The sequence below is a fragment of the Glaciimonas sp. GG7 genome, from assembly GCF_052976905.1.
The window spans coordinates 1-24,884 of record NZ_JBRIIQ010000062.1; the positions used below are offsets into that span (position 1 = coordinate 1).

Below are 24,884 nucleotides of genomic sequence, written 5' to 3' on the forward strand. Positions count from 1 at the left end.
GCAGTCGGTGATAGCTTCTCTAAGCGCCCGGTTCATCGAGCACGAATCGATGTTGCCATTGCGCGAACTCGCTACGTAGCGCGGTGTCATTGGCACTGTGATCTGATAACACAGGTAATAATGCCGCTTGGGGAAACCTCTGGTGGCTGGTGTATATCGAGGCAATTGCGATGTCCAATTGTGCCGGCGTGTGGGCATGCCACCAGATCGCATTTGAATTTTCTATGACATATCCTTTCGACCCATTTCCTGAAAATAAGGCCGATGCGTGCGGGCCGATTACGATAATTACTGGTATAGAGGCTGACAATTCTCTGATATTCAATTTTGGCTTGCTCAAGTTTTGAGCCGTCTGGAGCCAACTTTTAGCTTTCAGAATACTAAAGAAAAGTGCAGACAGGATCAGGCACTGTACTGACCATGTCAGTGGAAGAAAAAAAATAACCAAAGCAACGACCAATAATGCTGATGATAGTAATAGAGTGGAACGTGAGTAAACATAGCGCATGTTTAATCCTTTTTCTTTACGGACGATATGACTACCATCATTGACAATGACTCGAATAAGCGGTTGGTGTTACTTTCCAACTGTTGATTAAGCGCACACCATAACAACAGACTGAACACTAATCCTAATGCGGTTAAATGCAATCGTGACATAGGGAAAACGGGTGACTGTTTTGTTAATGCCTTAGCTTTTGAGGTATAAGAATGCTTTATTTGTCGATCCGCGCAACGAACGAGTCTGGTAATCAATCGTTGGCGTTCTGCGTCAGATGCTTCAGAGCAATATCTGCCGAAGCCAAGGCCAAGCACTGTGTCATAAAGTGCGATTCTTTCCGGCAATGGGGCAGCTTGTTGAAGCAGCATTTCAATACGTTTAAAGATAATGTTGCCCGCTTTGTTGCTGTTAAAAAAATGCATTTCCAGGGATTTATTTTTCCATTCACATCGCTGTACTTCGGATAAATAGTGCTGAACCGTATCGTCAAGGAGAGCACACTGTGCATAAATAACCTCGTTAATAATTGCTTGATCATAGTCAGCCTCTCCCATTTTGTTGCGGAGTTGTTCGATCAAGCTTGCGCAACGTGCACGCCATTTATAGTGGGAAATAGTTTCAAAATGTTGTGGCAATAATGTTATCTGGAGTGCCGTATCGAGTAGCAGGGAGCGTAACGAATGGCTAGAATGAGAGAAAATCATAGTGTGAGTATTCCTATATTTTGCATTCGTAACAATCCATGGTTATTTCAATTTTTCTGTTTCATTACTCGTCTGTTTCATCCCATTTCACGAGTAAGTCAGCTGGAATAATGTGCGCCAGTTCTGAAAATCTTTTTCCAACCATGCGCTCTCCCTGGCGCAACACAATGATGACTGGACTACTTGGTTCATTCTGTTCAAACCATTGGCGTACTTCTTGTAATGTTGCAAGTGCCGTCCAGCGATCCATACGTTCTTGATTTGCGGTATTTACCGACGTTGTATGATCGGTGTTGAGGTCCCCTTGTGCGCTGGGATCGAGGTGTGCTGAGATTTTCGATTTGGTGACAACCTGTAGTAGCGTGTCTTCTCTTGTTTCTCCCGAGTAATTAGTGTCACTCTGGTTAATCGCGAATTGAAACGGTTGTAGTAATCCGAGTAATACGTGCAAATCGGGGGCCTCTGCTCCGAGTACGATATCGATGCTCATGACAATTTCTTCGACCAGTTTCTGTGCTTCGGATAATGCAATGAAGTGTCTGTTACGCTTACTTGATAACTCCTTGAGTAAACGGCTGATTACTTCAGGAGCTAGCGCATCCTTTGGACGCGGGAACGAAAATGAACGCTCAAGATCGCGTAATTGCAATTCCAACCCTGCAGATTTTGGTAATGTAATATTACGCAGGTCGGCCAATATTCCACTATGTTCAGCTAGTCCGGCCAATGCATTGGCGCGGGTAACTGGATCGTGTTGACCTTCATAATGAAGGGAGGGATGAATCTGATTGGGATAATGTTCCAGCATGGTTTTCAGCAATGTAAGACCATCACGCAGCCCTTCCGCCCCATCTTGGCGAATACGGCTACGTATGAAAAAAATGATAAGTCGTATATCCTTAGTTCGTAGCAGTAATGCTTTACAACTACGTTCGATTTCAGGCCAGTTCACCGGTTCAGGCGTACCAATAAAATCCCCGTATTGTGTCTCCGATTTCTGTGCGGTCGCCGATTGGAGAATGACAAATGCTGGATCGTATTCCAGATTAGGACCGCAAGGTAGTTCGGCACAAATAGGTGCTAGTAGTTCGGCGTAACGAAATGAGGATGTTGGAGGTGTTTTTTCAGAGAGGTGCATGATCTAACTAGTATCAAGTGGGAGTATTGTATTGTTCCGGATTAAATACCATACCAATAATCATATGGCTGTCTGGAGATTCGCCCAGCCAAGTCGAATAGCCGAGTTTTTGTGCGTCATCGGCACGTGCTGAAGGAGCTTCGCTGCGCTTCACCAATAATTTCACATCCCAAGCATATTCATAACCAACAAAAGCGCGTACCCATTCGACTAGCACCTTTAAGTCATGCCCTTGTGGTGTAAAGCGTAGATATTGATTCAGTTTGAGCGGTCCTATAACCAGACGAAATTTGTGTTGACGATCTGCGATCGAACTGCCCAGCAACGCCCCTTCACTCAAGACAGATGCTCGGCCAGGAATGCCTAACAGACTGTAGTCGGCTACGTCGACGTTGATCCAGTGAGGTATATATTCTTCAACAATGACCGGTACACCAAAATAGTAGGAAAGGGTTGCGGAGACACCATCCGGATTACGAGCTTCGCGAACTAGGTGGGCAGAGCTGGCCAGACGCGCATGCACCGGTAGGGAAGAGTGCTCGACTTCTTTTGGAATTACTCCGGTCAGACTACCGACATATAGTGAGAAAGTTTCGTCGTCTTGTCGATCAAGAGATACCGTGGCTTGTGATGAGGCCCAGGCGCGATATAGCAGGGATAATGCACGGTGGTGAAACAGGTTTGCAAAATTAACTAAGGTATGGTCGTGATGTCCAACAGAACGGGCATAGGCCAGTTCTGTTAAGTGTAATGGTAATGGCCCTTGCGAACCCCATAGACCAAGGCTGAATAAATGAATATCCAGTTTGCCGTCACGTATTTCGATTGATGAAATTTCACGTGGTGCAAACGCCATCGTTGGTTGTTGACCAAGCCGATATAGTTCTTCCTGCGGCAGATTCGCATTACCAGGTAGAGGTGTCAGCGGATTACGTGCGGAAACTGCGCGTAATAAATTTAAAAAACTGGCATTCCATGGAGCGGAAGTATCGAACCATGCATGTAGCAATTCGGGTTTGATTGTGTTGTTGATCTTTACCTTTGCGGTCATACAGTCCCTCGACCGCCCATGCGTGCTGGCCAGCGTGAAATCAGACCGCGTTGCGTCGAACGCAGTTCGGTCTCCGTAAATACATTGATGGCGACGTGACGGGCTAGATACTGTTCCAGTATGACGCCAAATAAATACGGACTAATGCCAGAAAATCCAGTTTCGTCTACTGTCAGGCTGCAACGTACGCCGCGGCCATATACCAGTAGGCCGTTACCTGGTAAACGGCTTACCACGGGTTCTGTTTTGGTACCAATCAAACTATCAATCTGAACATTTTTTTCACGTTCGCCCGGCTCCACAAACAGGCGCAACATATTGCGTAGTGCTTGGCCGCCAGCAGCATGATCGAGATCGGATAACGGCAAGTAGTTGAAACTTAACTGACGAATTAGACGCCAAGCAGTTTGTTCTTGAGCAAACGGTGCACGTGCCGCGCTGGGCGAGTGAGTCAGACTGATGCCATCAACCGGAATAGACTCGGCCATGCTTAGATCGTTGATGCCATTTTTTGGAATCAGGCGTGGTAAATCGCGATTAGTTACCAACGTTTCAACCGATAAATAACGTATATCGTCCGAGTAAGGGGCTTCAGCCTGATCTACTAATGATATGAAGACTTCAGTACCGATGTACGAGGAGCTGGTATCGTGCTGACGAGTAGTTGTGGATGTTAGCCGTTGTTCACGTCGGGCAGAGAAGTAGCGCCCATTGTTGCCGGAGTCGCTGTGTAGGGTTTGGTAAAGTGGATTGAATACTACCTCATCAATATTGTTACTTTGTTGACCAAATACGCGTGACACTGAAAAAACTTCATAATCGAGGGGGCGGCTGCGGTCGGGAATTAAATGAAAATCGGTCAGACTACGATTGACTTCGATACGCTCAGTACGCTTTGGAAATAGGTTGACGATAGGTGTACAGAACAGTTGGAAGCGCGATGCGTCTACATGGGCGACTAGATCGACAGGTAACCTGTCCAATAAAATGATAATTTCCACTTCATTGCTGTTGATGCGCGATAAACCCGGTGCTAATTGGGTTATCGCGAAAAAATAGAAACGATTACGGCAGGCGAAGTATTCGTGTAACAGGTTGTGGCCATGGAAGGTATTCCAAGATAAAGGTAACAACCCTTGGTCTGGTTGCAAACCCTCAAATTCAACTGACTGTTTCATGACTACATGACCCTCTCCTCGTGCAGCACCATGCATACGGACTACCGATCCGATGCTACCTGCGTGCACCATTTCGAACAGATGTGATGCAATGCGTTCATCACCGCCAATAAATATGGGCAATCGGTCCAATTCTTTTAGTTGAGAAAATTTTATTTCTCCGATAGTGCGCAATCGTAAGCGTAGCGCGCCGCGTAACTTTATATGTGGCAGCAGGTGAGGATCTATCTCAGGAATATCTGGTGGAGCTGAGGTTAATTTTGCTTCGATAATTTCTATTGGCCACAAGGTCACATCCTGGCCGCTGCGGAACTCACAAGCAGTTTGTTCTCCGGGGGAAATAGTTGCTTTCAATACGCTGTTACGTGCGACTTTAAAACCTGTTGTGACATCGCCTTCTTTCAAACTCGGTTGCAGTCGTGCCACTGCCATAGATGGGGTCGGCGCTCCATAGTTGGGATAGACGACTTCGAGCAGGCGTTGGGTAAAACGGGGAAATTCAGCATCTAGCTTGAGTTGAATGCGTGCCGATAGAAAGCAGAAAGATTCGATTAATCTTTCAACATATGGATCGGCAATTGCAATCCCTTGCATTCCTAATCTGCTGGCAATTTTTGGATGTTGAGCAGAAAATTCAGCTGACATTTCGCGCATATAGGTTAGTTCGCGACTGTAGTATTCAAGAAACTTTGGATGCATTAAAACTCTCAGGCGAAATATTTTCTAGATGGGTGTGTGCGGCAAGAAGTACAACAACATATTTTAATAATTGCAAAGAAGATGACTATATCGGATGCAAAATTATTGCAGATGCTTCTAGGTCAAATGCGCTCTTTATTCGAAATTCGAGAGGATAGGGCGACCAGTGAATTAATCCATGTAGTTCAAATAATAATACGTTGTAGTTATCATTTTTGTCGTCGTTATTAGGTATTACCAGCAATGACTCTGGCATAACCCGTGGCTCAAAATCTAAAATTGCTTTGCGTATTATTACTTCTACTTTGTTCCAATTCCGATCTGCGATGTAACCACCGGAGAGTGGTGGGAGGCCATAATTTAGGACCGAACTAGCAACACCATCAATCATGGTAATGTCAAGCTCGCCACTAAGATTGATGGTATTCAACAATAGACTTAAATCGCGCTTGATAGCATTGTGCATTGCTTGGACATCAAATATATATTCATCCGATTTTTCGGTATAAAGGTTCGATGAGTGATCTTGTAGACGATCAATCAGTGTAGGAAGATAGGCGTGCTCATATCGATTTTTAGTACGACTCATTCATTCCTCTTTTATTTTAATTGTGTGTTTTCCGCGAGACGATGCGTAATTATTGATGTTCCACATATCGTACTTACCCTGATTAGGAGATATCGCTAGTAGTACTAAAAATATAAAAATAGCTGTCTAAACTTATCATGTGGTGTTCGCGTTGGATCAGTCCCTGCGGTTGAACTTTTTGGGTGGTGACTTCATCATGTGCCAATAGCAGTAGTATTTCATGGGGCTGTTCTTTGACAAGCAGTACGTCCGCATCGAATTGATCCATATCGGCAATAAGAACATTGATTGCTAGACTTTTTTTGAGCAGATCATTGGACGACGAATCCTTTAAAAAATTTTTATAATAATTAGAAAAAGTATTTTCTGATAACTGATTGCATTTGAGTTTTCTTTGGATAAACCGACTAAACGAAATGTCTTGGGAATGGTTTTTTATTGCGTACTGATATTCGATTGCTAGTGCCGTCAGTGGTTGATTGTCGATATATTTTTCGGGTAATTTAAGCTGGTTGTTTGTGTTTCTCCGTGTGGCAAAAGTGTTGCTGGAAATTGGGATTATAGATATTTTGCCGTCATTCATTCGGGCCGAAACTGTATTGGATTGATTTTTTTTTATTAAAGTATTTCGGTAGATATAAATACCCATATTTTTTAATTTTCTACTCAATCTTGACACAGTAAATAATGACAATGTTGTATTTTTAACCATGAAAATTTTAATGTCATTAAAAATTGATATGCACATTATTCTTGCCAATGATTTCAACGCGCGACGAAACATGTCAACAATCATTCTAATACTATCCATTATTTGTAATCGTCTAATATAAAAACAACTAAATAGTAAGAAGTTTTATATCTCTCAGACAGATGAATTTTCAAAATTTATAAACTGTTTTATAAGTCACTATATTTTTTGCCGTTCAAAGGTAGGGGTAATTATGACGAATGTGATTGGGCGATGGTGTAAGAACTTTCTGAAAGTGGATTTCATTTTTAAATTTGGCTTGTGTGATAGCGACTGATGAAATTTTTAATTTGTGAGAGCTGTTAAGTTATCAATTTGTGATTGGTAATTTTCTTGTTTTCGACGAAAAAATTCACGATTAGGTGATGTGCATTATCAGACAGTTCTTGTTCTGGAAATCATGTGGCATGTGTAGTATGTTCGAAGCCAGACAGCTCGGGAAAAAGTATGAGAAAGGACCTTAATTTCCTCTCCGTCTTCAACTGAAATTGACTGTAATTAATTAATTATTTATTTATTTATGACTATTTATCGCTAGGCGATTTTCGGAAAAATTGATATAACTCTTTTTAAAAATATTAAAAGTGCAACTGCTTATTGCAAGCTACGAAGTAATCCCTATGTAGAACTTGTACATTGGCTATATCCATTTTTTGGATGATGATTCTGACTTTAAAAGATGTATTCGGCATTTCAAAATTGATATTAAAGCGCTGAATATTAGCTTCGAAAAGACGCTTAATTGTTTGTCCTTTTGCGCCAATTTAATTAGCGATTTTTCTTGTCATATCGAAACCGCGATTGAGCGCACTTGGATTCATGCATCTCTGGAACTCGGCGATTCCAATATACGTAGCGGTCACTTGTTACTGGCACTATTATCAACACCAGAATTACGTCTAGTGTTGCTCAATATTCTTTCTGATTTTTAAAAAAATATCTATTGATCAATTGGCGAATGTTCTTCCAGTTATTACGAAAGGATCAATCGAAAGTCGAGAGGTGGATTTTTACAGAAGTACGTTACCGGGTGTGATTCTAGGTGAAAGCAGTGGCGCAATACTGGATAACCATTTTAAAAAAATCATATTTGACCCGTTATTGTTCGGACCTTACTTTACTAGTATGCGAAGGAAAAATAGAACCTGTGATTGGTCGCGAGAGTGAGATTCGAAAGATGATAGATATTCTTTTGCGACGGCGGCAGAATAATCCGATCTTGACGGGAGAGGCGGGTGTCGCAAAAACGGCTGTGGTTGAAGGTTTGGCGTCGGCTATTGTGAACGGCTAAGTGCCGCCAGTGCTAGCCAATGTGCGTCTATTGTCGCTTGACGTCGGTACGTTGCTGGCTGGAGCAAGTCTAAAAGTTGAATTTGAGTTACGTCTAAAAGGAGTGTTGGAAAAGGGGCGTACTTCTTCTCAGCAGGTGGTCCTGTTCGTCGACGAAGTCCATATGCTTATCGGAGCCGGTGGCACAGTCGATACGGGTGATGCCGCCAACTTGCTAAAGCCTGCTCTGGCACGTGGTCTTCTGCGCACCATCAGAGTAACTACGTGGGGAGAATATAAGCGTTATATAGAAAAAGATTCCACTCTAGCTCGCCGCTTTCAAGTACTACAAATACAGGAGCCCGAAGTAGCTAGTGTTATTACGATGGTGCGCAGTTTAGTAAATACATTGGAAAAACATCACGGTGTCTTGATTTTGGACGATGCAATTTCTGCTGCTGTTAAATTTTTACATCGCCATATTCCAGCGCGACAATTACCGGATAAGGCAATCAGTCTGTCAGATACTGCTTGTGCAAGGGTTGCTTTTGGTTTGCATGCGCCACCAGCGCTGATACAAACGTTGCGCTTCCAATTGAGTACGTCTTAGGTCGAACTGAATATGCTAGAAAAAGAACATCACCTAGGGAAAAAGACTGAGGAAAAAGCGAATGTATTACGCTTCAATTTCACTGATTTCGATCAGAAAATATATGATTATAAAAAAACTAGAAGGCGGAAAATTCTTGATAAGCCAAGTGCTGAAAATGCGAGAAATAATGACCCAGATGAATTCTAATAATTAAAATTCGAATTCTTCAATCGTTTTTGATAAAACAGTAGATCAAAAACAAACTACGCAATATCTAATTTTCAGTACCAGAGAAGGCGAAATAGTTGATGAAGTTATTCAAGCCAAAGAAACGATTAATAAAAAAATTTTAATCAAACTGGAAAATGAGCTTGCTGAACTTCAACAAGCTGCACCTCTTGTTCAAGCCGAGGTAAACGAATCTGTCGTCGCAGCGATCGTCGCTGAGTGGACAGAAATTCCTGCTGGGTGCATGCTAAAACACGAAATCGATGCGGTCTTAGATTTGCCTAGTCAACTGGCGCAACGTGTCATTGGTCAGTCTTCCACAATCGCGTTGGTAAGCGAACAAATTCAGATTGCCCGTGCTAATTCGAAGGATCCTGGCAAACCTACTAGTGTTTTTATCCTGATTGTTCCTTCATGCGTAGGTAAGACCGCACTCGCAATTGCTGAGATTCTTTACGGTGGAGAGCAAAATATGATCACCATTAATATGAGTGAATATCAGGAAACACATACTGTATCGTCATTAAAAGGTGTGCCTCCTGAATATGTCGGTTATGGAGAGGGAGGCGTATTGACTGAGGCAGTCCGCTGTCGGCCCTATAGTGTTATTTTTTCGATGAGATTGAGAAAGTGCATTCAGACGTACATCAAATTTTTTATCAAGTATTCGATAAGGGCTGGATGGAGAATGGCGAAGGTCGCTACATCGATTTCAAAAACACGATATTGATTTTGACCAGTAATGTTGGCGGTGATGTACTTGCCAATCTTGGTGAAGATTTAGAGCGTGCGACGCACATTGAGGTATCACACGATGGCGTACAGCCGGAACTTTTGAAAGTTTTTCCGGTTGCATTCGTTGGTCGCGTTTGTGTCGTGCTATATCTCCCATTGCCCGAACGCAGAAACCGGTGCGCTTATACCAATCATTTTTATCGAGCAACGGATATTGTCTGGCATTAATCGATGCTGGTTGTCTTCGCAAGGTGGAGCCCAGTCTATCAAGCGTATTAGGATCGAGGTAAAGGGCGATATATTTCTCTATGATCTGGAGTTCTAATAATTCGGTTTCGGCGTTGCGTGGCCGTTCATCGCGGCCAACACAAGGTCAAATATTTTTCCTGTATATGTCAGTTCTTTGCCATGACGTTTGCGCAATTGACTTATCGGGAGTGACTGCGCGACATTGAAGACAATTTGCGCGCACAAGCCCATCGGTTGTATCACATGGGCTTTCGATGCTCGACAATTTATTGCAATAAATTGGCCAACGTGAATACGACACGGCCGTAGAGAATATACGCCGATCTTGCACAGCATCTGATGACGATGGCATGCCCTCGTATGCCAACGAACTTAGATGCGACACTATATACGTTCGACTCCACAACGATTGACCTGTGTTTACGGTGTATCCGTGGGCGCTGTTTCGATCTGCAAGAGCAGCAATCAAATTGCATGCCTTGCTCGATCTATCACTAGCTTCATTCACATCACTGACGGTAATATCCACGAACTCAACATTCTCGTAATAGAGCTGTGCGCGTATTACCTGATTGATCGTGGCTATCTGAATTTCGCACGACTCCGCAAGCTCCATACGATGAATGCCTTCTTCGTTACACGTGCCAAAATCAATACGAAGTTTAAGCGACGATATTCCTATCCTGTCAATCGAACCAAGAGCAACGTCGTGAGTGAACAAAACGACACATTTTTCTATTCCAGTAACGACTATCACGCGAGGCTGGAGCGTGTCGTGGTCAGGGACGAGGCTGAAAAACGCAATACCTTCCTGACCAATAATTTCTTCCTCAAATCAGAAATGATTACGGCACGTTACAAGCAACACTGATAAGTCAAATTATTTTTCAAATAGATCAAGATATTTTTTCTATTAATTTTTTTGGAAGATATGCATAAATTAACGGCTTCCATCCCTCAAGGAAAAATAAATATGGAAAGTGGGAAAATTCAGTTCACTTTTTTATGACGAACGTCAGGGCACTACTGATGAAAAATTTATTTATATTTTCTTGTGATTTTAAGATGGTTCTTATACGTAACGAAAAGTTGGACACTTAAAATTGAGCTGAACGAAAATTTTACTTTTTATCTTCAAATTTAACTATTTATTCGAGGTCCTATGTCTATATCTAATAGTTCACAAAAATTTATTGCGCGTAATCGCGCTCCGCGCGTTCAAATCGAATATGACGTTGAAATTTATGGTTCGGAGAAAAAAGTTGAGTTGCCATTTGTTATGGGCGTTTTAGCCGACTTGTCAGGGAAACCGTTTGAAGAATTGCCACCAGTTGGCGAGCGACAATTTTTAAACATAGATATCGATAATTTCGATGAACGTATGAAAGCGATGAAACCACGCGTTGCGCTCTCAGTACCGAATACTTTGTCTGATGGCGGACAACTATTGATCGATATTACTTTCGAAAATATAGAAGATTTTTCGCCAGCGGCTATCGCAAAGAATGTTTCTGCATTGTCGAAACTACTGGATGCTCGAACACAATTAGCTAATTTACAAACTTATATGGATGGAAAATCAGGTGCTGAGAGCCTCATTACTAGTGTCCTGAAAGATCCGACATTGCTCAATGTACTGGCAAAATTACCTAAGCCAAAATGTGAAAGCGCATTCCTTGATGTGCCGAATAGTGCTCAGTAAGGTCGACGTTCTGGATTACCGATTACTACTTAGTCCAAAGAGGAAAATATGGCTGTGCGTGAAACACAAGATCGCCCCGTTGAAAATACTGCTGTGTTACAAAGCGAATTTAATGTTTTGCTTTGTAGAGAATTTAAACCAAAGTCAGAACAAGCGCGTGAAGCCGTTGAACGGGCTGTTAAGACACTCGCTGAGCAGGCATTAGCTAATGCAATTACGATGAGCGATGATGCTTATAAAAACATTGAAGCCATCATCGCGGAAATAGACCATAAATTATCTGAGCAAATTAATCTTATTTTGCATCATTCGGAATTTCAGCAGCTAGAAAGTGCATGGCGTGGTCTACATCATCTTGTCACCAATACTGAAACTGATGAAAATCTAAAGATTCGCTTTATGGACGTTTCAAAGGAAGAACTTCGTCGTACTATGAAACGCTATAAAGGTGTAGCTTGGGATCAAAGCCCATTCTTTAAGCAAATATACGAGCAAGAATATGGTCAGTTAGGCGGCGAACCGTATGGTTGTCTGGTTGCCGATTATTATTTCGACCATACCCCACCAGACGTTGATCTCTTAGCTTCAATTGCGAAAGTTTCCGCAGCATCGCACTCACCATTTATTACTGGTACATCACCTTCCGTGTTGCAAATGGATTCTTGGCAAGAGTTAGCCAATCCACGAGATATCAACAAAATATTCACTCAGAATCTGGAATATGCGTCCTGGAATGCGTTACGAAATTCGGAAGATGCTCGTTATATTGGTATGACTATGCCCCGTTTTTTAGCGCGTCTACCGTATGGCATTAATACCAATCCCGTTGATGAATTTAATTTCGAAGAAAATACAGATGGTGCTGATCATCGCAAATATGTCTGGTCGAATGCCGCCTATGCAATGGCCGTCAACATCAATCGGTCATTTAAACGTTATGGATGGTGCACGCTTATTCGTGGAGTGGAAAGTGGCGGTGTGGTTGAAAGTCTGCCATGCCACACTTTTCCTACTGACGATGGTGGTATCGATATTAAGTGCCCTACTGAAATCGCAATTTCAGACCGCCGAGAGGCTGAATTGGCAAAGAATGGTTTTATTCCACTGATTCATAGAAAGAACACTAATTACGCTGCATTCATAGGCGCTCAGTCGTTGCAAAAGCCAGTGGAGTATTACGATGTCGATGCGACTGCTAACGCCAATCTTTCTGTACGTTTGCCATATTTATTTGCCTGCTCACGCTTCGCACATTATTTGAAATGTATCGTCCGCGACAAAATCGGTTCGTTTAAAGAGCGTGAAGAGATGCAGCAATGGCTGAACGGTTGGGTAATGAACTATGTCGATGCTGATCCGGCTAATTCGTCCCAGGAAACTAAGGCACGTCGTCCCTTGGCTGCCGCTGAAGTGGTTGTGGAAGACGTAGAGGGTAACCCTGGTTATTACCAAGCTAAGTTTTTCTTACGTCCACATTTTCAATTAGAAGGTTTAACCGTTTCCTTGCGTCTTGTCGCTAAGCTACCCTTAGTTAAGGATGCTGCATAAATTAGGGGTACTTAAAGGTCCTTGAAATATAAAAAAGTAGTGGTTTGAAAACGTGTAAAAACTTATTTCAAAACGAGTAGCATCGCAATAATCATACATAAGGAGTAATACGCATGGCGCAAGATATGTTTCTTAACATCCGAGGTATTGATGGGGAGTCGGACGATCAAACGCACAAAGCTGAAATTGAATTACTGAGTTGGTCCTGGAGTATTTCACAACAATCTAATATGCATGCGGGTTCCGGTGGCGGTGCCGGTAAGGCGACTGTAGACGATTTGGAATTCGAACATTTTATTGATCGTGCCAGTCCTAATTTAATCCAGTACTGCCTCAGCGGTAAGCATATTGATGAAGCAGTGCTTGTAGTACGTAAAGCTGGTGGTAATCCACTGGAGTATCTGAAACTCACAATGAATAACGTTTTAGTGACGGGCGTTTCCCCCTACGGAAGTAGCATTGACGAAGCTCGCCCGAAGGAAAAAGTACGTCTGTCGTTTTCTAGATTGAAGCATGAATATGTTGTCCAGAATGCGGAGGGAGGAAGTGGTGGGGCAATCACAGCAACCTTCGATATCAAAAAGAACGTGGCCTGATTTATCTGCGATTTTCTGTCAAATGGAGTAGTTGAAATTACGGTCTTATTAGTTCCGTCGGTATATGCCGACGGATTTTCTGCGAAAAGTTTGAATTTTTTAACATGATGGTCTTTCGCTTTAATCACGCATATACATTCCTTATAAATGCATTCAGATTCGTTCTCAAAGCTTTATTTTCAACATATTACATTTAAGTATTTTTGCGTTCTATTTATGACGGCAATTCTAACTGCCTGTGTTAGTGCACCCTCAGTAAAAGAGCAAACTAAATTAGATTTGCATATAGAGGTCAGTTGTGACGTTAATCTTGATAACCAGGGTAGAGCGGCTCCAATTGTGTTGAGGTTATATGAATTTAAGTCAACGACAAACTTTGATGCATCCGATTTTTTCTCCTTACAAACCGATGGAAAAAATGTGTTGGGGGCAGACGCACTCGTGACTGATGAGTTTATTTTGCGACCAGGTAATAAGCAGGTTATTCGTAGAAAAACTCATCCTGAAACTATCTTGATTGGTGTATTGGCAGGATTTCGAGATATCGGGAAATCTATCTGGCGCTCTACTTATGCATTGAAAGTTACGCCAGACGCTAGTTGGTATCGCGCTGTAATTCCATTGAAAAAAGAGAACTTGAAAGTGTTTCTCGATCAGCAAACTATTTCGATCACAGAATTGGACTAAACATGAGTTGGTATAACAAGGTGGTGTGGAGCGAGGGATTATTTTTACGCCCGCAATTGTTTCAGCAGCAGGAGCGTTATTTGGAACACTTTGCTCATAAACGGGCGGCATCATTGAGTCCGTTTTTTTGGGGATTTAATGAGTACGAGATTGATCGCGAGACTTTGTCTTTCGGTAAATTAGTGCTTAAAAGTGGATCTGGAATTTTTCCCGATGGGACGCCATTCGACGTACCTGGCTATACACCTCCGCCACAACCGATGACGATTATTCCTGAACATCAGAATCAAATTATCTATCTTGCTGTTCCGCTATCCTTGCCAAATACTGAAGAAACTGCATTCGATGAGCAGACTGGATCATCCGCGCGCTACATCGCATTCGACAATGAGCTGCGCGATAGTAACGCTATTGGGCAAGGGCCAAAACCGGTTCAGTTATCACATTTACGTTTGCGTCTCTTACCTGAAAAAGAGTTAACACAGTCGTGGATTGGCATTGCATTAACGCGCATTAAATATCTTCAGGCAGATGGTGCTGTTACTTTGCACGTCAACGATCATATTCCGCCTGTAACTTGTTATGGCGCAAATAATTTATTAAGTGAATGGGTATTGCAATTGCATGGGTTATCGAAGTTACGGGCTGATGCGCTAGCCGCGCGTTTGTCGGGTAGCGATGGCAAGGCCAGTGCAGCAGCGGAAGTTTCTGAATATCTGTTGTTGCAAGTGTTAAATCGTTATGAGCCACTGTTGGATCATATACGTCAAATTAGTGAAACCTCACCGGTGGAGCTATACCGACAACTGACTATGTTGGCTGGTGAGTTGTCAACTTTCGTGCGTCCACAGAGCCGCCGACCGATGACTGCTCCTGGTTACGATCATAAGAGTCTTTACGGAAGCATTAAACCGTTGGTAGATGATATTCACCATTTGTTAAATCAAGTTCTGGTACGAGGTGCACAGTCGATTTCCTTGACAGAGCAGGCGCACGGAATTCATACCGCTGCAATGTTGCCCAATGAGTTGGCTGATTATGCAAGTTTGGTACTAGCAGTTAGTGCTCAAATGCCGGCGGATGTCCTGAGTCAAAAATTCGTAGCACAAACAAAGATCAGTCCACCTCAACGATTGCAAGAACTGATTAGGTCGCATTTGCCAGGTCTGATACTCAATGCATTACCGATCCCGCCGCGACAAATTCCTTTCAATGCCGGTTATGTCTACTTCGAATTATCACGTATTGGTCCGTTCTGGGAGCAGATTGCACAACACGGCGGTCTTGCCATGCATATTGCTGGAGATTTTCCTGAACTCCATTTAGAGCTTTGGGGGGTGCGGAATAAATGATCGCCTCAACTGATAGCGTAGGAGACGCAGCAGTTGTACCGCATCAAAGCAATGAGTCAAGTGAGCCATTAGTCTGCAATGATACTGAAAAGCTTGCTAATACATTCGCTGACAATATTAATTCATTTGATAGGGCAAACAACTTACAACTTCGGTTAGTTCAAGTGAATGTGGCAACCAACCCGTTGCTTGAGGCTGCTCAACCACTTTTACGTGCGTTGGCTGACATACCTGCCAAGTTAAGTATGGGTTCGGTTGCGACGCTTCGACAATTATTAAAAAATGAGATAACGGATTTTCAATCCTTGTGTGATAAGGCGAATCTGTCTCCTAAACATATTTCAGTGGTGCGTTATTGCATCTGTACTGCGTTGGATGAAAGCATCAATCGCACTGAGTGGGGAAAGAACGAGTGGGCATCGAAAAGTTTATTAGTCATATATGAAGGCGAAAGTGATGGTGGAGAAAAATTCTTTTTATTAATTGGTCGTATGGCGACTGATCCGCAGCAGTTCAATAATGTGCTAGAGGTTTTACTTCGTATTCTAGGTCTCGGTTTTGAAGGGCGCTATAGCGTAATAGAAGATGGACGCGCCCATTTAGATAGTATCCGGCAGAGGATACTGTCTCTGCTGATGACTACTCGCGATCCACTCAAACCTGCATTGTCGCCGAATTGGCAAGGTGAGCCAGTAGGTCGCTTGCGCCTGTTGCGCAGCATACCGGTCTGGATTACTGGGTTGATATTTGGGCTGATGCTGTCAGGTTTATTTTCCTGGTACAAATACCGATTACTCGACAATAGCGGCAGTATTGAAAGACGTATTATTGATATCGCTAAGTTACCGCCGCAGTCAGTACACCCCCCGCCGTTAACATTAAAAATACAACTATTGCGTCTGGCCGTTCTTTTGAAAATGGAAATCGCCAGTGGTCTTGTGTCCGTTTCTGAAGACGCCCGAGGTAGCATTGTGACTTTTAAAGGAGACGCGATGTTCTTGCCAGCACAGAGCCGAGTGCAGAGGGCGGTTGAGCCTACATTAGATAAAGTGGCAGGCGAAATAGCCAGAGTCAATGCCAAGGTAACCATCATTGGTCATACCGATAGTCAATCAATACACACCTCTGAGTTTTCCAACAATCAAGTGTTGTCTGAAAAGCGAGCGGCTTTCGTCGGACAGTATCTGCAAACACGTGGCGTACATGCCAAACAAATTGATACTGTTGGGCGCGGTGCGGCGGAGCCGATCGCGGATAACGTAACTGCAGCAGGGCGTGCTTGCAATCGCCGTGTTGATATCGTAGTCACGCAGTAACAGGAATCTGCATGTCTTATCTTAAAACTCTCTTTAATTATATTTTTTCACCGCAGATCTTAGCGGCTTTTGTGTTGGTATTCATGGTACTCGTGGTCTGGTTTGTCGGGCCATTACTGGGATTTGGAACTTTCCATCCCTTTGGAACCGTTGGTATGCGCGTTACTGTGATCGTTATATTGCTGGCGGTGTCACTACTCTGGTTATTGAAACTACCTGTTGGCATTATCGGTATCGCTGTATTGTGTCTGCTACTTTGGCACGCCGGGCCACTTGTAGCTGTTGGCAATACCCAGCCGCTAGCATTGGCCGGGATTCGAATACTAATCATTTTGAGCATAGTGCTCTGTTATGGGAGTTATTGGCTTTACCGCTTGGTACAAGCGATGCGTAGTGACGATAAACTGCTACACAAAATTTTTCATCCAAAACAAGGCAGAGCGACGGTCATCGCAGGAGATGAAATTCGTACAGTTAGTTCCGTGGTGGAGAAGGCGGTACAACAATTACGGAAGATGCGTAGTAGCGCTGGTATATGGGGACTATTTCAAAGTAAGCGCTATCTGTATGAACTACCGTGGTACATGATTATAGGGACTCCCGAAGCAGGGAAAACCACTGCTATCCGAAACGCTGGCTTGCAATTTCCACTTGCAGAACAGATGGGGGCTGCACTAACGGGAAATAGTGATACCCATAATTGTTACTGGTGGTTCACTAACGATGCTGTATTGATTGATACGGCTGGTCGCTATACAGAGCAAACCGAACAAGTAAAGAATAAAAAGAATAAAAAAAGTAGCGATGTTAATGCCGCCGAATGGTTTGGTTTTCTCGGACAATTACGTAGATTTCGTCCACTAGCACCAATTAATGGCGCATTGTTGACAATAAGTGTGGTTGATTTACTCAAAAATACGCCTACCGATCGCATAGCAATAGTAGCTGCTATGCGCGCAAGATTGACTGAGTTACGTAGCCATCTCGGAATACGTTTCCCTGTGTATGTAGTCGTTACCAAGCTCGATCTTCTGCCCGGATTTATCGAATATTTCCAATCGCTGACGGACGAACAGCGCGCTCAGATATGGGGTTTTACGCTGCCGTATCACGACGAAAATGCGGCTATCGAGTCTGATAAATTACGAGCCAATTGCGAGCAGGAATTGCAATTGCTGGAGCAGCGTCTGGAGGCCGGAATTAATGTTCGCCTTCAAAAAGAATATGATATTGCACGACGTAAGAAACTGTATGCATTGCCGCAGGAATTTCGTAGTTTGGTGTCATTACTCCCGGAGATGTTAGAACAAATTTTTTTCGATTCTCGATACGATAATACGCAACTGCAAGCCGCCTTACGTGGTGTCTACTTTACTAGCGCTATTCAGTCTGAGGAGCGGTTAGAGGCTGATCACAGCACATTAATTCAGCGTTTCCAGTGTGGTGTTATGTCAAATCAGGGTGAATCTGAACTTGACCTCGGTCGTAATCCCGTAATGACCAATCGCCGTAATTTTTTTTTACATAATCTATTCCAACATCTTATTTTTACCGAAGCGCACTTGGTTCGGCCAAATTTGCGATGGGAGTTACGTTTCCGTGTAATGCGAATTGTCGGGCATCTACTTACCATAACAATCTTTCTTTGGATTGGGAGTGCGTTGGTGACTAGTTTTGGAAATAACTATCAATATTTACAAGTTATTAAAGATAAAACTGACGCTCTGGAAAAGCAGGTCATGACGTACCGTAAAGCTCCGAATGTCGTGAACATATCGGAGGTTCTTAATGCTGCGCGTGATGTGGCCCAATATAAAGAAATCAATCTGAACAACCCCGATAGCGAGTATCGCTATGGTTTATATTCAGCCCCTGTACTGGTCGGCGCTAGTGCAGATACCTACGCAAATCTATTGCAGCAATTGTTGCTCCCACAGATTGTCAGGCGTATCGATGCCGCGCTTGCGACCAGTATCAAGATCAGGGATGCTGATGCTGTATTTAACACGTTGGCTGTCTACCTGATGTTATTCAGTGTTGATCATTTTGATGGTCAGACTGTGCGAAGTTGGGTATTGCGCGATTGGGAGCGCTCGGATAGTGCTGCACCTTTGGGTGGACAGGCAGCAATGGCACGGCATTTAGATGCACTTTTTTCTGACGGGCAGAAAATGCATCCCTTCCACCCTAAAAATGAGAATCTGATTAATAGTGCGCGCGCTTTCCTCGATAGCAATCCAAATATTAATCGGCTATATGAACGTGCCAAGGCGAAAATGGAAAAAGAGGCACCGGACAACTTTACCTTGTTACGCGTAATTGGCCCACAGACGAATGTCGTCCTGGCAATGAAGCGCGACTCGGTACTTGTGGATGGTATTCCCGGATTATTTACCTTTGAGGGGTATCACGATGTTTTTAATAAGCGCCTGCCGGAATTGGTAGGGCAGGCGCTGATCGAAGATACATGGGTGATGGGACGACGCGATATAGTCGGGCGGACCAGCTCGACGTATGGACGAGGTAGTCCGGCGTTGAATCTGAATATTATTAATGATATTCGCAGACTATATTTGATAGATTACGGTAATTTTTGGCATACGTTTCTTGATGATATACGTCCAATTTCCAGCAGTGAAGATATCGCTAGCGGTTCGCTTGCGCTAGATGTTCAGACCTTACGTGTTTTGGCTGCGCCAGATTCGCCACTGGCGCGTCTTGCTCGAGCCGCTGTCAGGGAAACGTCGCTATCAGCGACAACTTTGCCAGGTAAAGGATTTCTGACTGATATAGCACTCAATGCGGTTGGGAAAACATCCAGGACCGCTAATGCGGTTGGTAACTTGCATAATCCGGGAGTTGAGCTAACCCTGGAAAAACAATTGGTAGATAACCGCTTTGCGGCATTACGTGAAGTGGTCACAGGGCAAGCTGATACGGGGAGTGGGCCAGCGTTAATGATGGAAGAGCGTGTCCAAAGATCCCTACAACTAGATGCCATCACTGGCTTGCTTAATGAACAGTACACATTGTTAGTGATAGCAGACAATGCGCTAAGTACGAATAATATGCCGCCCGTTACAGATGTCGGAGTCAAGCTGCGGATGGAGTCAGCCCGGCTACCGGAGCCGTTTCGAGCCGTCTTGTCGGGTATTGCAGAGAACGCAGCTGAGAAGGTCAGGCAGGACGTAGAGCGATTAGAAATTATGCAAATAAAGCAAACGATCGCATTATTATCGACTCAGATAGAGACTAGTATTGGTTATGCATGCCGCACTGCGATTGAGGGTAAATATCCGTTTGTTGCAAGCAATCAGGAAGTCAATATTGAGGACTTTACGCGTATTTTTTCCAGCGGTGGCCTCATCGATGACTTCTTTCAAAAAAATCTCGCAGCCCATGTCGATAGCAGTATTCAACCGTGGCGCTACAAAGTCATCAATGCGAATCTCCCAGAATTACGAAGGCCGGATTTGAGTCCATTCCAACGCGCTGCTGCGATTCGTGAAGTTTTTTTTCGTGATCCTGGCGCTAAACGCATGTCCTGGAAATTGGACGTAAAAGTCGCGTCGATTGATCCCGACATCATGCAATTGGTAATCGATGTTGATGGTCAGACTAGCCGATATTCCCACGGGCCTGTGATGCCTTTTAGTTTTAGCTGGCCGGGGCCGCGTGGTGGCGCGATAGCCGAAATTACAGCTAATCCGCGCATAAGACCTGATACTTCGACCATTCTGACTAATGGGCCTTGGGCATTATTCCGTTTATTGGAGCGTGGCCGTATCATTGAGACAGCATCATCGGATCGATTGGCAGTGGAGTACACGTTTGATGGACGTCAAGCTGTACTCGACTTGCAAACAGGTAGTTTGCCAAATCCTTTAAGCGGACAATTGCTGAAAGATTTTCATTGTCCGACGGGAGTTATTTGACCCCTTTGAATGCGGTCTTGAAGGTGCTGAAGATTTTTATCGTTGAAAATTTAGCTGTTTAAAATTAGAAATTCTTCCACCATTTGTAAGTTGTGCAATTTTTATAAAAAACAGGATAAATCAATATTGATTTATCCTGTTTTTTGTTATTGCAAAGAGTTTTTCCATCCAGAATGATGCGCCAACTATCCGATAATTACCCCGTGTTACGTAACCCCGCAGCAATACCGTTGATACTCAAATGAATCCCGCGTTTGACGCGTTCCTCAGTTGTTTTACCAGCAGCCGTAATACTGCGGTGACGTTTAATAAGTTCGACCTGCAAGTGGTTCAACGGGTCAAGGTAGGCAAAGCGATTTTTAATTGAACGTGCCAGCAACGGATTATTTGCCAATCGTTCTTTTGCCCCAGTAATTGATGACAGCAAACTGCTGGTCAGTTCATGCTCTTGCACAATGCGTTTGAAAATGCAGTTGCGCAATTTTCGATCGGTTACCAGTCCGGCGTAGCGTGAGGCCACCGCCAGATCGGTTTTGGATAGCACCATGTCCATGTTCGATAGCAGTGTGGCAAAGAATGGCCATTCTTTGTACATGGTCCGCAAAACAGACATTTTCTGCGTTTTGCTTTTGCTGCTTTTTTCATCGACATCTACATCATTGAGCCAAGCCGATAACGCACTGCCGAAACCATACCAACCCGGTAGCAGCAAGCGACATTGCCCCCATGAAAATCCCCAGGGAATGGCGCGTAAGTCTTCAATCCGACGCGTTGATTTACGGGATGCCGGGCGTGAGCCGATATTGAGTTCAGCGATTTCTGCAATGGGTGTCGCTTCAAAGAAGTAGTCGGTGAAGCCGGGGGTTTCATAGACCAGATTGCGGTAGGCCTGATACGCACGTTCCGATAATCCATCCATCAATTGCTCGAATTCACTGAGCTTTTTAGCTTCTTTTCCGACAGCGGTATTGGGCATCAGGCTCGCTTCCAACGTGGCGGCCACCAGTGTTTCCAGATTACGGCGGCCGATTTCTGGGTTGGAAAATTTGGAGGCAATAATTTCGCCCTGTTCAGTAAGCCGAATCTGTCCGTTCACCGTTCCGGGTGGTTGCGCCAAAATCGCTTGATAGCTTGGGCCACCGCCACGGCCAACGGTGCCGCCCCGTCCGTGGAATAAACGCAGCTTGACGCCAGCAGTATTGAACACGCGTACCAATTCGATTTCGGCTTTGTACAACTCCCAGTTTGAGGTTAGGAAACCGCCGTCTTTATTTGAGTCGGAATAGCCCAGCATGACTTCCTGTAAATGGCCTTGATCTGCTATCAGTTTTGCTACAGATGGCAAGGACATCCACTGTTGCATGATGTCGGCGGCGGCACGCAGGTCAGGAATGGTTTCAAATAATGGAATGACCATCAGCTCAGGTTCGCTATTGGCAACGGTTTTAGCGCTTGCTTTTTCAGGATCGAGTTGATGTAGCAAACCGGTTTCCTGTTGCAGGAGCATGACTTCCAGCAAGTCTGAAACTGTTTCTGTGTGCGAAATAATGTAGTTGCGAATCGCACGTGCACCATAGCGTTGGCGAATCTTGCGTGCCATGCGTAGAACACTGAGCTCTGAATTAGTCTCGTCCGAATAGTGAGTGTAATGGGAGTACAGCGGACGCGGATTGTGTAACTCAGCCAGCAGTAAGGCGATTTTTTGTTCTTCGCTGAGTTTGTGATAGTTGGACTCAACGTTGGCGCGGGCGAACAATTCAGTCAGTACGCGTTCATGCACGTCTGAACTTTGGCGCATGTCGAGCGATGCCAGATGGAAGCCGAAAATCTGGCTGGCGCGTTTTAACGTAGACAGGCGTGGCTTGACGAGAGCGCCGCCGTGATTGGCGACCAGCGAATCTTCGATGATTTGTAGTTCTTGTGTGAATTCGCTGACACTGGTGTAGTGCGTGGCGGAGCCGACTTCATGGCGCAGGATGTTGGTGGCGCCAAGATCGCGGGCAGTGGCGGCCAGCCGAGCATAAATGCCGATGAGCGCACGACGGTACGGTTCGTCAGAGCGATGATCCGACGTATCCGGTGAACATTGTGCCAGTGCTTCTAATGCTGGGTTAACGCTGACCATCAGGGTCGAGACGGAGAGTTCCGCACCTAGCGAGTGAACTTCATCTAAATAGAAGTCAAGGATAGTCGTTGATTGTCGTTGCAACGCATACTGCATCGTGTCAGCGTTGACATTCGGGTTGCCGTCGCGGTCGCCGCCAATCCAGCTACCCATTTGCACAAAGGGCGATAAGGCGGGAACGCTGCCGACTTGTCGAGAGCGGGTAGGGAACTGTGTGGCAATTTCAGTCTCGATATCGTCATACAAGGCAGGCAATTCACGTAAAAAAGTAATGCGATGGTACGACAGCGCATTTTCGATTTCGTCGGCCACCGTCAGTTTGGAATAGCGCAGCATGCGGGTTTGCCACAGGGTTGCGATGCGCCCTCGCAGGAGTTCGCTGTTGTCGCGTAATTCTTTCTGTGTATGTGGTTGATCGCGATCTGCCAACAGTCGGGCAATTTCACGTTCTGCATCGAGGATACTTTTGCGCTGTACCTCAGTTGGAAGCGCCGTCAATACCGGTGAGATGAGCGCATCTTTGAGGAAGTTACGTATTGTGGCGCCAGATACTCCAGCATCGTCAAGCTTGGTGAGTGCGTAAGCAATGCTGCCAGGTTGCGCGCTTGATCCCGCCAGCAAATGCGTGCGACGGCGGCGATTATGATGCTGGTCTTCGGCGATATTGGCCAAATGCGAGAAATACGAAAATGCGCGCACGACCGAGTTAGTTTGATCGCGGGTGAGTTTTTTTAGCAATTTATCGAGTTCGGCTCCGGCTTGCTGATCTGACTCGCGACGAAAACGAACGGCGGTTTGGCGTATGGTTTCAACCACATCGAATACGGTGTCGCCTTCCTGATCGCGTAAGACGTCGCCCAGAAGACGTCCGAGCAAGCGAATGTCTTCTTTGAGAGGCGCATCTTTATTCGGAAGGGAATTCTTTGTTCGTGCAGGAGTAGGGACAGGAACGGTTGCGGGAGAGAGTGGTTTGGCCATAAGACGTGCAGTCTGCTTTCTGAGTAAACGGTGAGAGTTGCCAACGACAATTTGTTAGCGCGATGAGAACGAATAGCTTATGTGCCAAATAATGGTTAATCAGATAACAATACCACGGACACTATGCTTATTGACCCCGATTAGGTTCTATTAATTTACATATGAATTTCTTGGGAACGACGGTAGGCGTCGCATGCCGTTATAGTCGCTCTTTGCCGTCGCGCCTGTCGGACGTTCGTACTACCAAATCATATGTCACCAGACTCGGATAAGTGACTTTAATTTTTTGTCTTACATGGTCCACCTTTATCGATTGCGGCAGGTCTGAAACGCGCTATTGATACCACTTTGACTTAATCGGTGGGCGGAGACGCATGCTAGAATTTGGCCTGAATTGCACGCGCCCTGATGATGCTAATTAGTCGTCCACTTTGCCATGAATAACCAATGACAAAGCAGACCGCTCGATCCGGGACGCATTGATAACATTTGAAAGAGTCTGTGTTGACCATATCTCCTCCCTCCAAGTTAGTAATTGCATCGCGTGAAAGTCGGCTAGCCATGTGGCAAGCCGAGCACGTGCGCGCCAGACTGGCGCAGTTATACCCCCAGTGTGTGATTGAAATTCTGGGCATGACCACCCGTGGAGATCAAATTCTGGACCGGACTTTATCCAAGGTTGGCGGCAAGGGATTGTTTGTTAAAGAATTAGAAGTAGCAATGGCAGAGGGGCGCGCTGATCTGGCGGTGCATTCCTTGAAAGATATGCCGATGGCGCTGCCGGATGGATTTGCATTGGCCGCCGTGCTGGAGCGTGAAGATCCTCGTGACGCATTTGTGTCAAATGATTACGCCTCTCTTGAGGCGCTACCGGCGGGTGCGATTGTCGGCACCAGCAGTTTGCGGCGGCATCGATTCGTGCTCGATGAACCGGGCGCTTAGAGAAGCTATCACCGACTG

Annotated in this window: 19 protein-coding genes and 3 pseudogenes; 14 read left to right on the top strand and 8 right to left on the bottom strand. The window is 44.7% G+C overall.

The annotated features are described in order from the left end of the window. Positions 1 to 19: 19 nt before the first annotated feature. The 7 genes from ACVBEF_RS14250 to ACVBEF_RS14280 form a co-directional block, all read right to left on the bottom strand. Positions 20 to 508, bottom strand: a complete 489-nt coding sequence (locus tag ACVBEF_RS14250; protein ID WP_447124604.1) for a hypothetical protein — start codon at positions 506 to 508, stop codon at positions 20 to 22. Between the two features lie 2 nt (positions 509 to 510). Next, positions 511 to 1,206, bottom strand: a complete 696-nt coding sequence (locus ACVBEF_RS14255) for a DotU family type IV/VI secretion system protein (RefSeq protein WP_447124605.1) — start codon at positions 1,204 to 1,206, stop codon at positions 511 to 513. Positions 1,207 to 1,270: 64 nt separating this feature from the next. Continuing rightward, positions 1,271 to 2,344: a type VI secretion system protein TssA gene (gene tssA / locus ACVBEF_RS14260; RefSeq protein WP_447124606.1), complete on the bottom strand. Its 1,074-nt coding sequence runs from the start codon at positions 2,342 to 2,344 to the stop codon at positions 1,271 to 1,273. 13 nt (positions 2,345 to 2,357) lie between these two features. Beyond that, a complete protein-coding gene (tssG, locus tag ACVBEF_RS14265; protein ID WP_447124607.1) occupies positions 2,358 to 3,395 on the bottom strand; it encodes a type VI secretion system baseplate subunit TssG in 1,038 nt (345 codons plus the stop codon). Then, positions 3,392 to 5,272 carry a type VI secretion system baseplate subunit TssF gene (tssF, locus tag ACVBEF_RS14270; protein ID WP_447124608.1) on the bottom strand — a complete coding sequence of 627 codons (1,881 nt, stop codon included), beginning with the start codon at positions 5,270 to 5,272 and terminating at the stop codon, positions 3,392 to 3,394. Before tssF ends, tssG begins: the two co-directional genes overlap by 4 nt. 85 nt (positions 5,273 to 5,357) lie before the next feature. After that, a complete protein-coding gene (locus tag ACVBEF_RS14275; RefSeq protein WP_447124609.1) occupies positions 5,358 to 5,861 on the bottom strand; it encodes a type VI secretion system baseplate subunit TssE in 504 nt (167 codons plus the stop codon). Positions 5,862 to 5,943: 82 nt separating this feature from the next. Next, entirely contained in the window at positions 5,944 to 6,510 is a 567-nt protein-coding gene (locus ACVBEF_RS14280) for a TagK domain-containing protein (protein WP_447124610.1), read from the bottom strand. An 848-nt stretch (positions 6,511 to 7,358) separates the two neighbouring features. Between ACVBEF_RS14280 and ACVBEF_RS14285 the strand changes: the two genes are divergently transcribed. The 13 genes and pseudogenes from ACVBEF_RS14285 (at position 7,359) to tssM (ending at position 20,821) form a co-directional block, all read left to right on the top strand. Next, on the top strand, positions 7,359 to 7,544 hold the full coding sequence (locus ACVBEF_RS14285) for a hypothetical protein (protein WP_447124622.1): 186 nt from the start codon (positions 7,359 to 7,361) through the stop codon (positions 7,542 to 7,544). Between the two features lie 368 nt (positions 7,545 to 7,912). Further along, positions 7,913 to 8,491 (top strand): hypothetical protein, encoded by a 579-nt coding sequence (locus tag ACVBEF_RS14290; RefSeq protein ID WP_447124611.1) that lies wholly within the window; start codon positions 7,913 to 7,915, stop codon positions 8,489 to 8,491. A 12-nt stretch (positions 8,492 to 8,503) separates the two neighbouring features. Then, positions 8,504 to 8,680, top strand: coding sequence for a hypothetical protein (locus tag ACVBEF_RS14295; RefSeq protein ID WP_447124612.1), 177 nt, complete (start codon positions 8,504 to 8,506; stop codon positions 8,678 to 8,680). A 142-nt stretch (positions 8,681 to 8,822) separates the two neighbouring features. Next, a pseudogene (locus tag ACVBEF_RS14300) lies at positions 8,823 to 9,604 on the top strand (AAA family ATPase); the annotation flags it as partial. A gap of 177 nt (positions 9,605 to 9,781) precedes the next feature. Beyond that, positions 9,782 to 9,994: pseudogene (locus tag ACVBEF_RS14305) on the top strand (DUF4372 domain-containing protein). Between the two features lie 67 nt (positions 9,995 to 10,061). Further along, the gene (locus tag ACVBEF_RS14310; protein WP_447124613.1) at positions 10,062 to 10,556 is read left to right on the top strand and encodes a transposase; all 495 of its coding nucleotides are present in this window, start codon (positions 10,062 to 10,064) and stop codon (positions 10,554 to 10,556) included. 291 nt (positions 10,557 to 10,847) lie between these two features. Further along, positions 10,848 to 11,387: a type VI secretion system contractile sheath small subunit gene (gene tssB / locus ACVBEF_RS14315; protein WP_447124614.1), complete on the top strand. Its 540-nt coding sequence runs from the start codon at positions 10,848 to 10,850 to the stop codon at positions 11,385 to 11,387. Between the two features lie 48 nt (positions 11,388 to 11,435). Then, a complete protein-coding gene (gene tssC, locus ACVBEF_RS14320) occupies positions 11,436 to 12,935 on the top strand; it encodes a type VI secretion system contractile sheath large subunit (RefSeq protein WP_447124615.1) in 1,500 nt (499 codons plus the stop codon). A 113-nt stretch (positions 12,936 to 13,048) separates the two neighbouring features. Continuing rightward, positions 13,049 to 13,531: an Hcp family type VI secretion system effector gene (locus ACVBEF_RS14325; RefSeq protein WP_447124616.1), complete on the top strand. Its 483-nt coding sequence runs from the start codon at positions 13,049 to 13,051 to the stop codon at positions 13,529 to 13,531. A gap of 147 nt (positions 13,532 to 13,678) precedes the next feature. After that, the gene (gene tssJ / locus ACVBEF_RS14330; protein ID WP_447124617.1) at positions 13,679 to 14,218 is read left to right on the top strand and encodes a type VI secretion system lipoprotein TssJ; all 540 of its coding nucleotides are present in this window, start codon (positions 13,679 to 13,681) and stop codon (positions 14,216 to 14,218) included. 2 nt (positions 14,219 to 14,220) lie between these two features. After that, the gene (gene tssK / locus ACVBEF_RS14335) at positions 14,221 to 15,570 is read left to right on the top strand and encodes a type VI secretion system baseplate subunit TssK (protein ID WP_447124618.1); all 1,350 of its coding nucleotides are present in this window, start codon (positions 14,221 to 14,223) and stop codon (positions 15,568 to 15,570) included. Next, a complete protein-coding gene (gene tssL / locus ACVBEF_RS14340; RefSeq protein ID WP_447124619.1) occupies positions 15,567 to 16,886 on the top strand; it encodes a type VI secretion system protein TssL, long form in 1,320 nt (439 codons plus the stop codon). Before tssK ends, tssL begins: the two co-directional genes overlap by 4 nt. A gap of 11 nt (positions 16,887 to 16,897) precedes the next feature. Continuing rightward, positions 16,898 to 20,821 (top strand): type VI secretion system membrane subunit TssM, encoded by a 3,924-nt coding sequence (tssM, locus tag ACVBEF_RS14345; protein WP_447124620.1) that lies wholly within the window; start codon positions 16,898 to 16,900, stop codon positions 20,819 to 20,821. Positions 20,822 to 21,017: 196 nt separating this feature from the next. On the opposite strand, the gene ppc is transcribed toward tssM, so the two are convergent. Continuing rightward, entirely contained in the window at positions 21,018 to 23,924 is a 2,907-nt protein-coding gene (gene ppc / locus ACVBEF_RS14350; protein ID WP_447124621.1) for a phosphoenolpyruvate carboxylase, read from the bottom strand. Positions 23,925 to 24,425: 501 nt separating this feature from the next. On the opposite strand from ppc, the pseudogene hemC reads away from it, so the two are divergent. Beyond that, positions 24,426 to 24,845: pseudogene (gene hemC, locus ACVBEF_RS14355) on the top strand (hydroxymethylbilane synthase); the annotation flags it as partial. Positions 24,846 to 24,884: the final 39 nt, after the last annotated feature.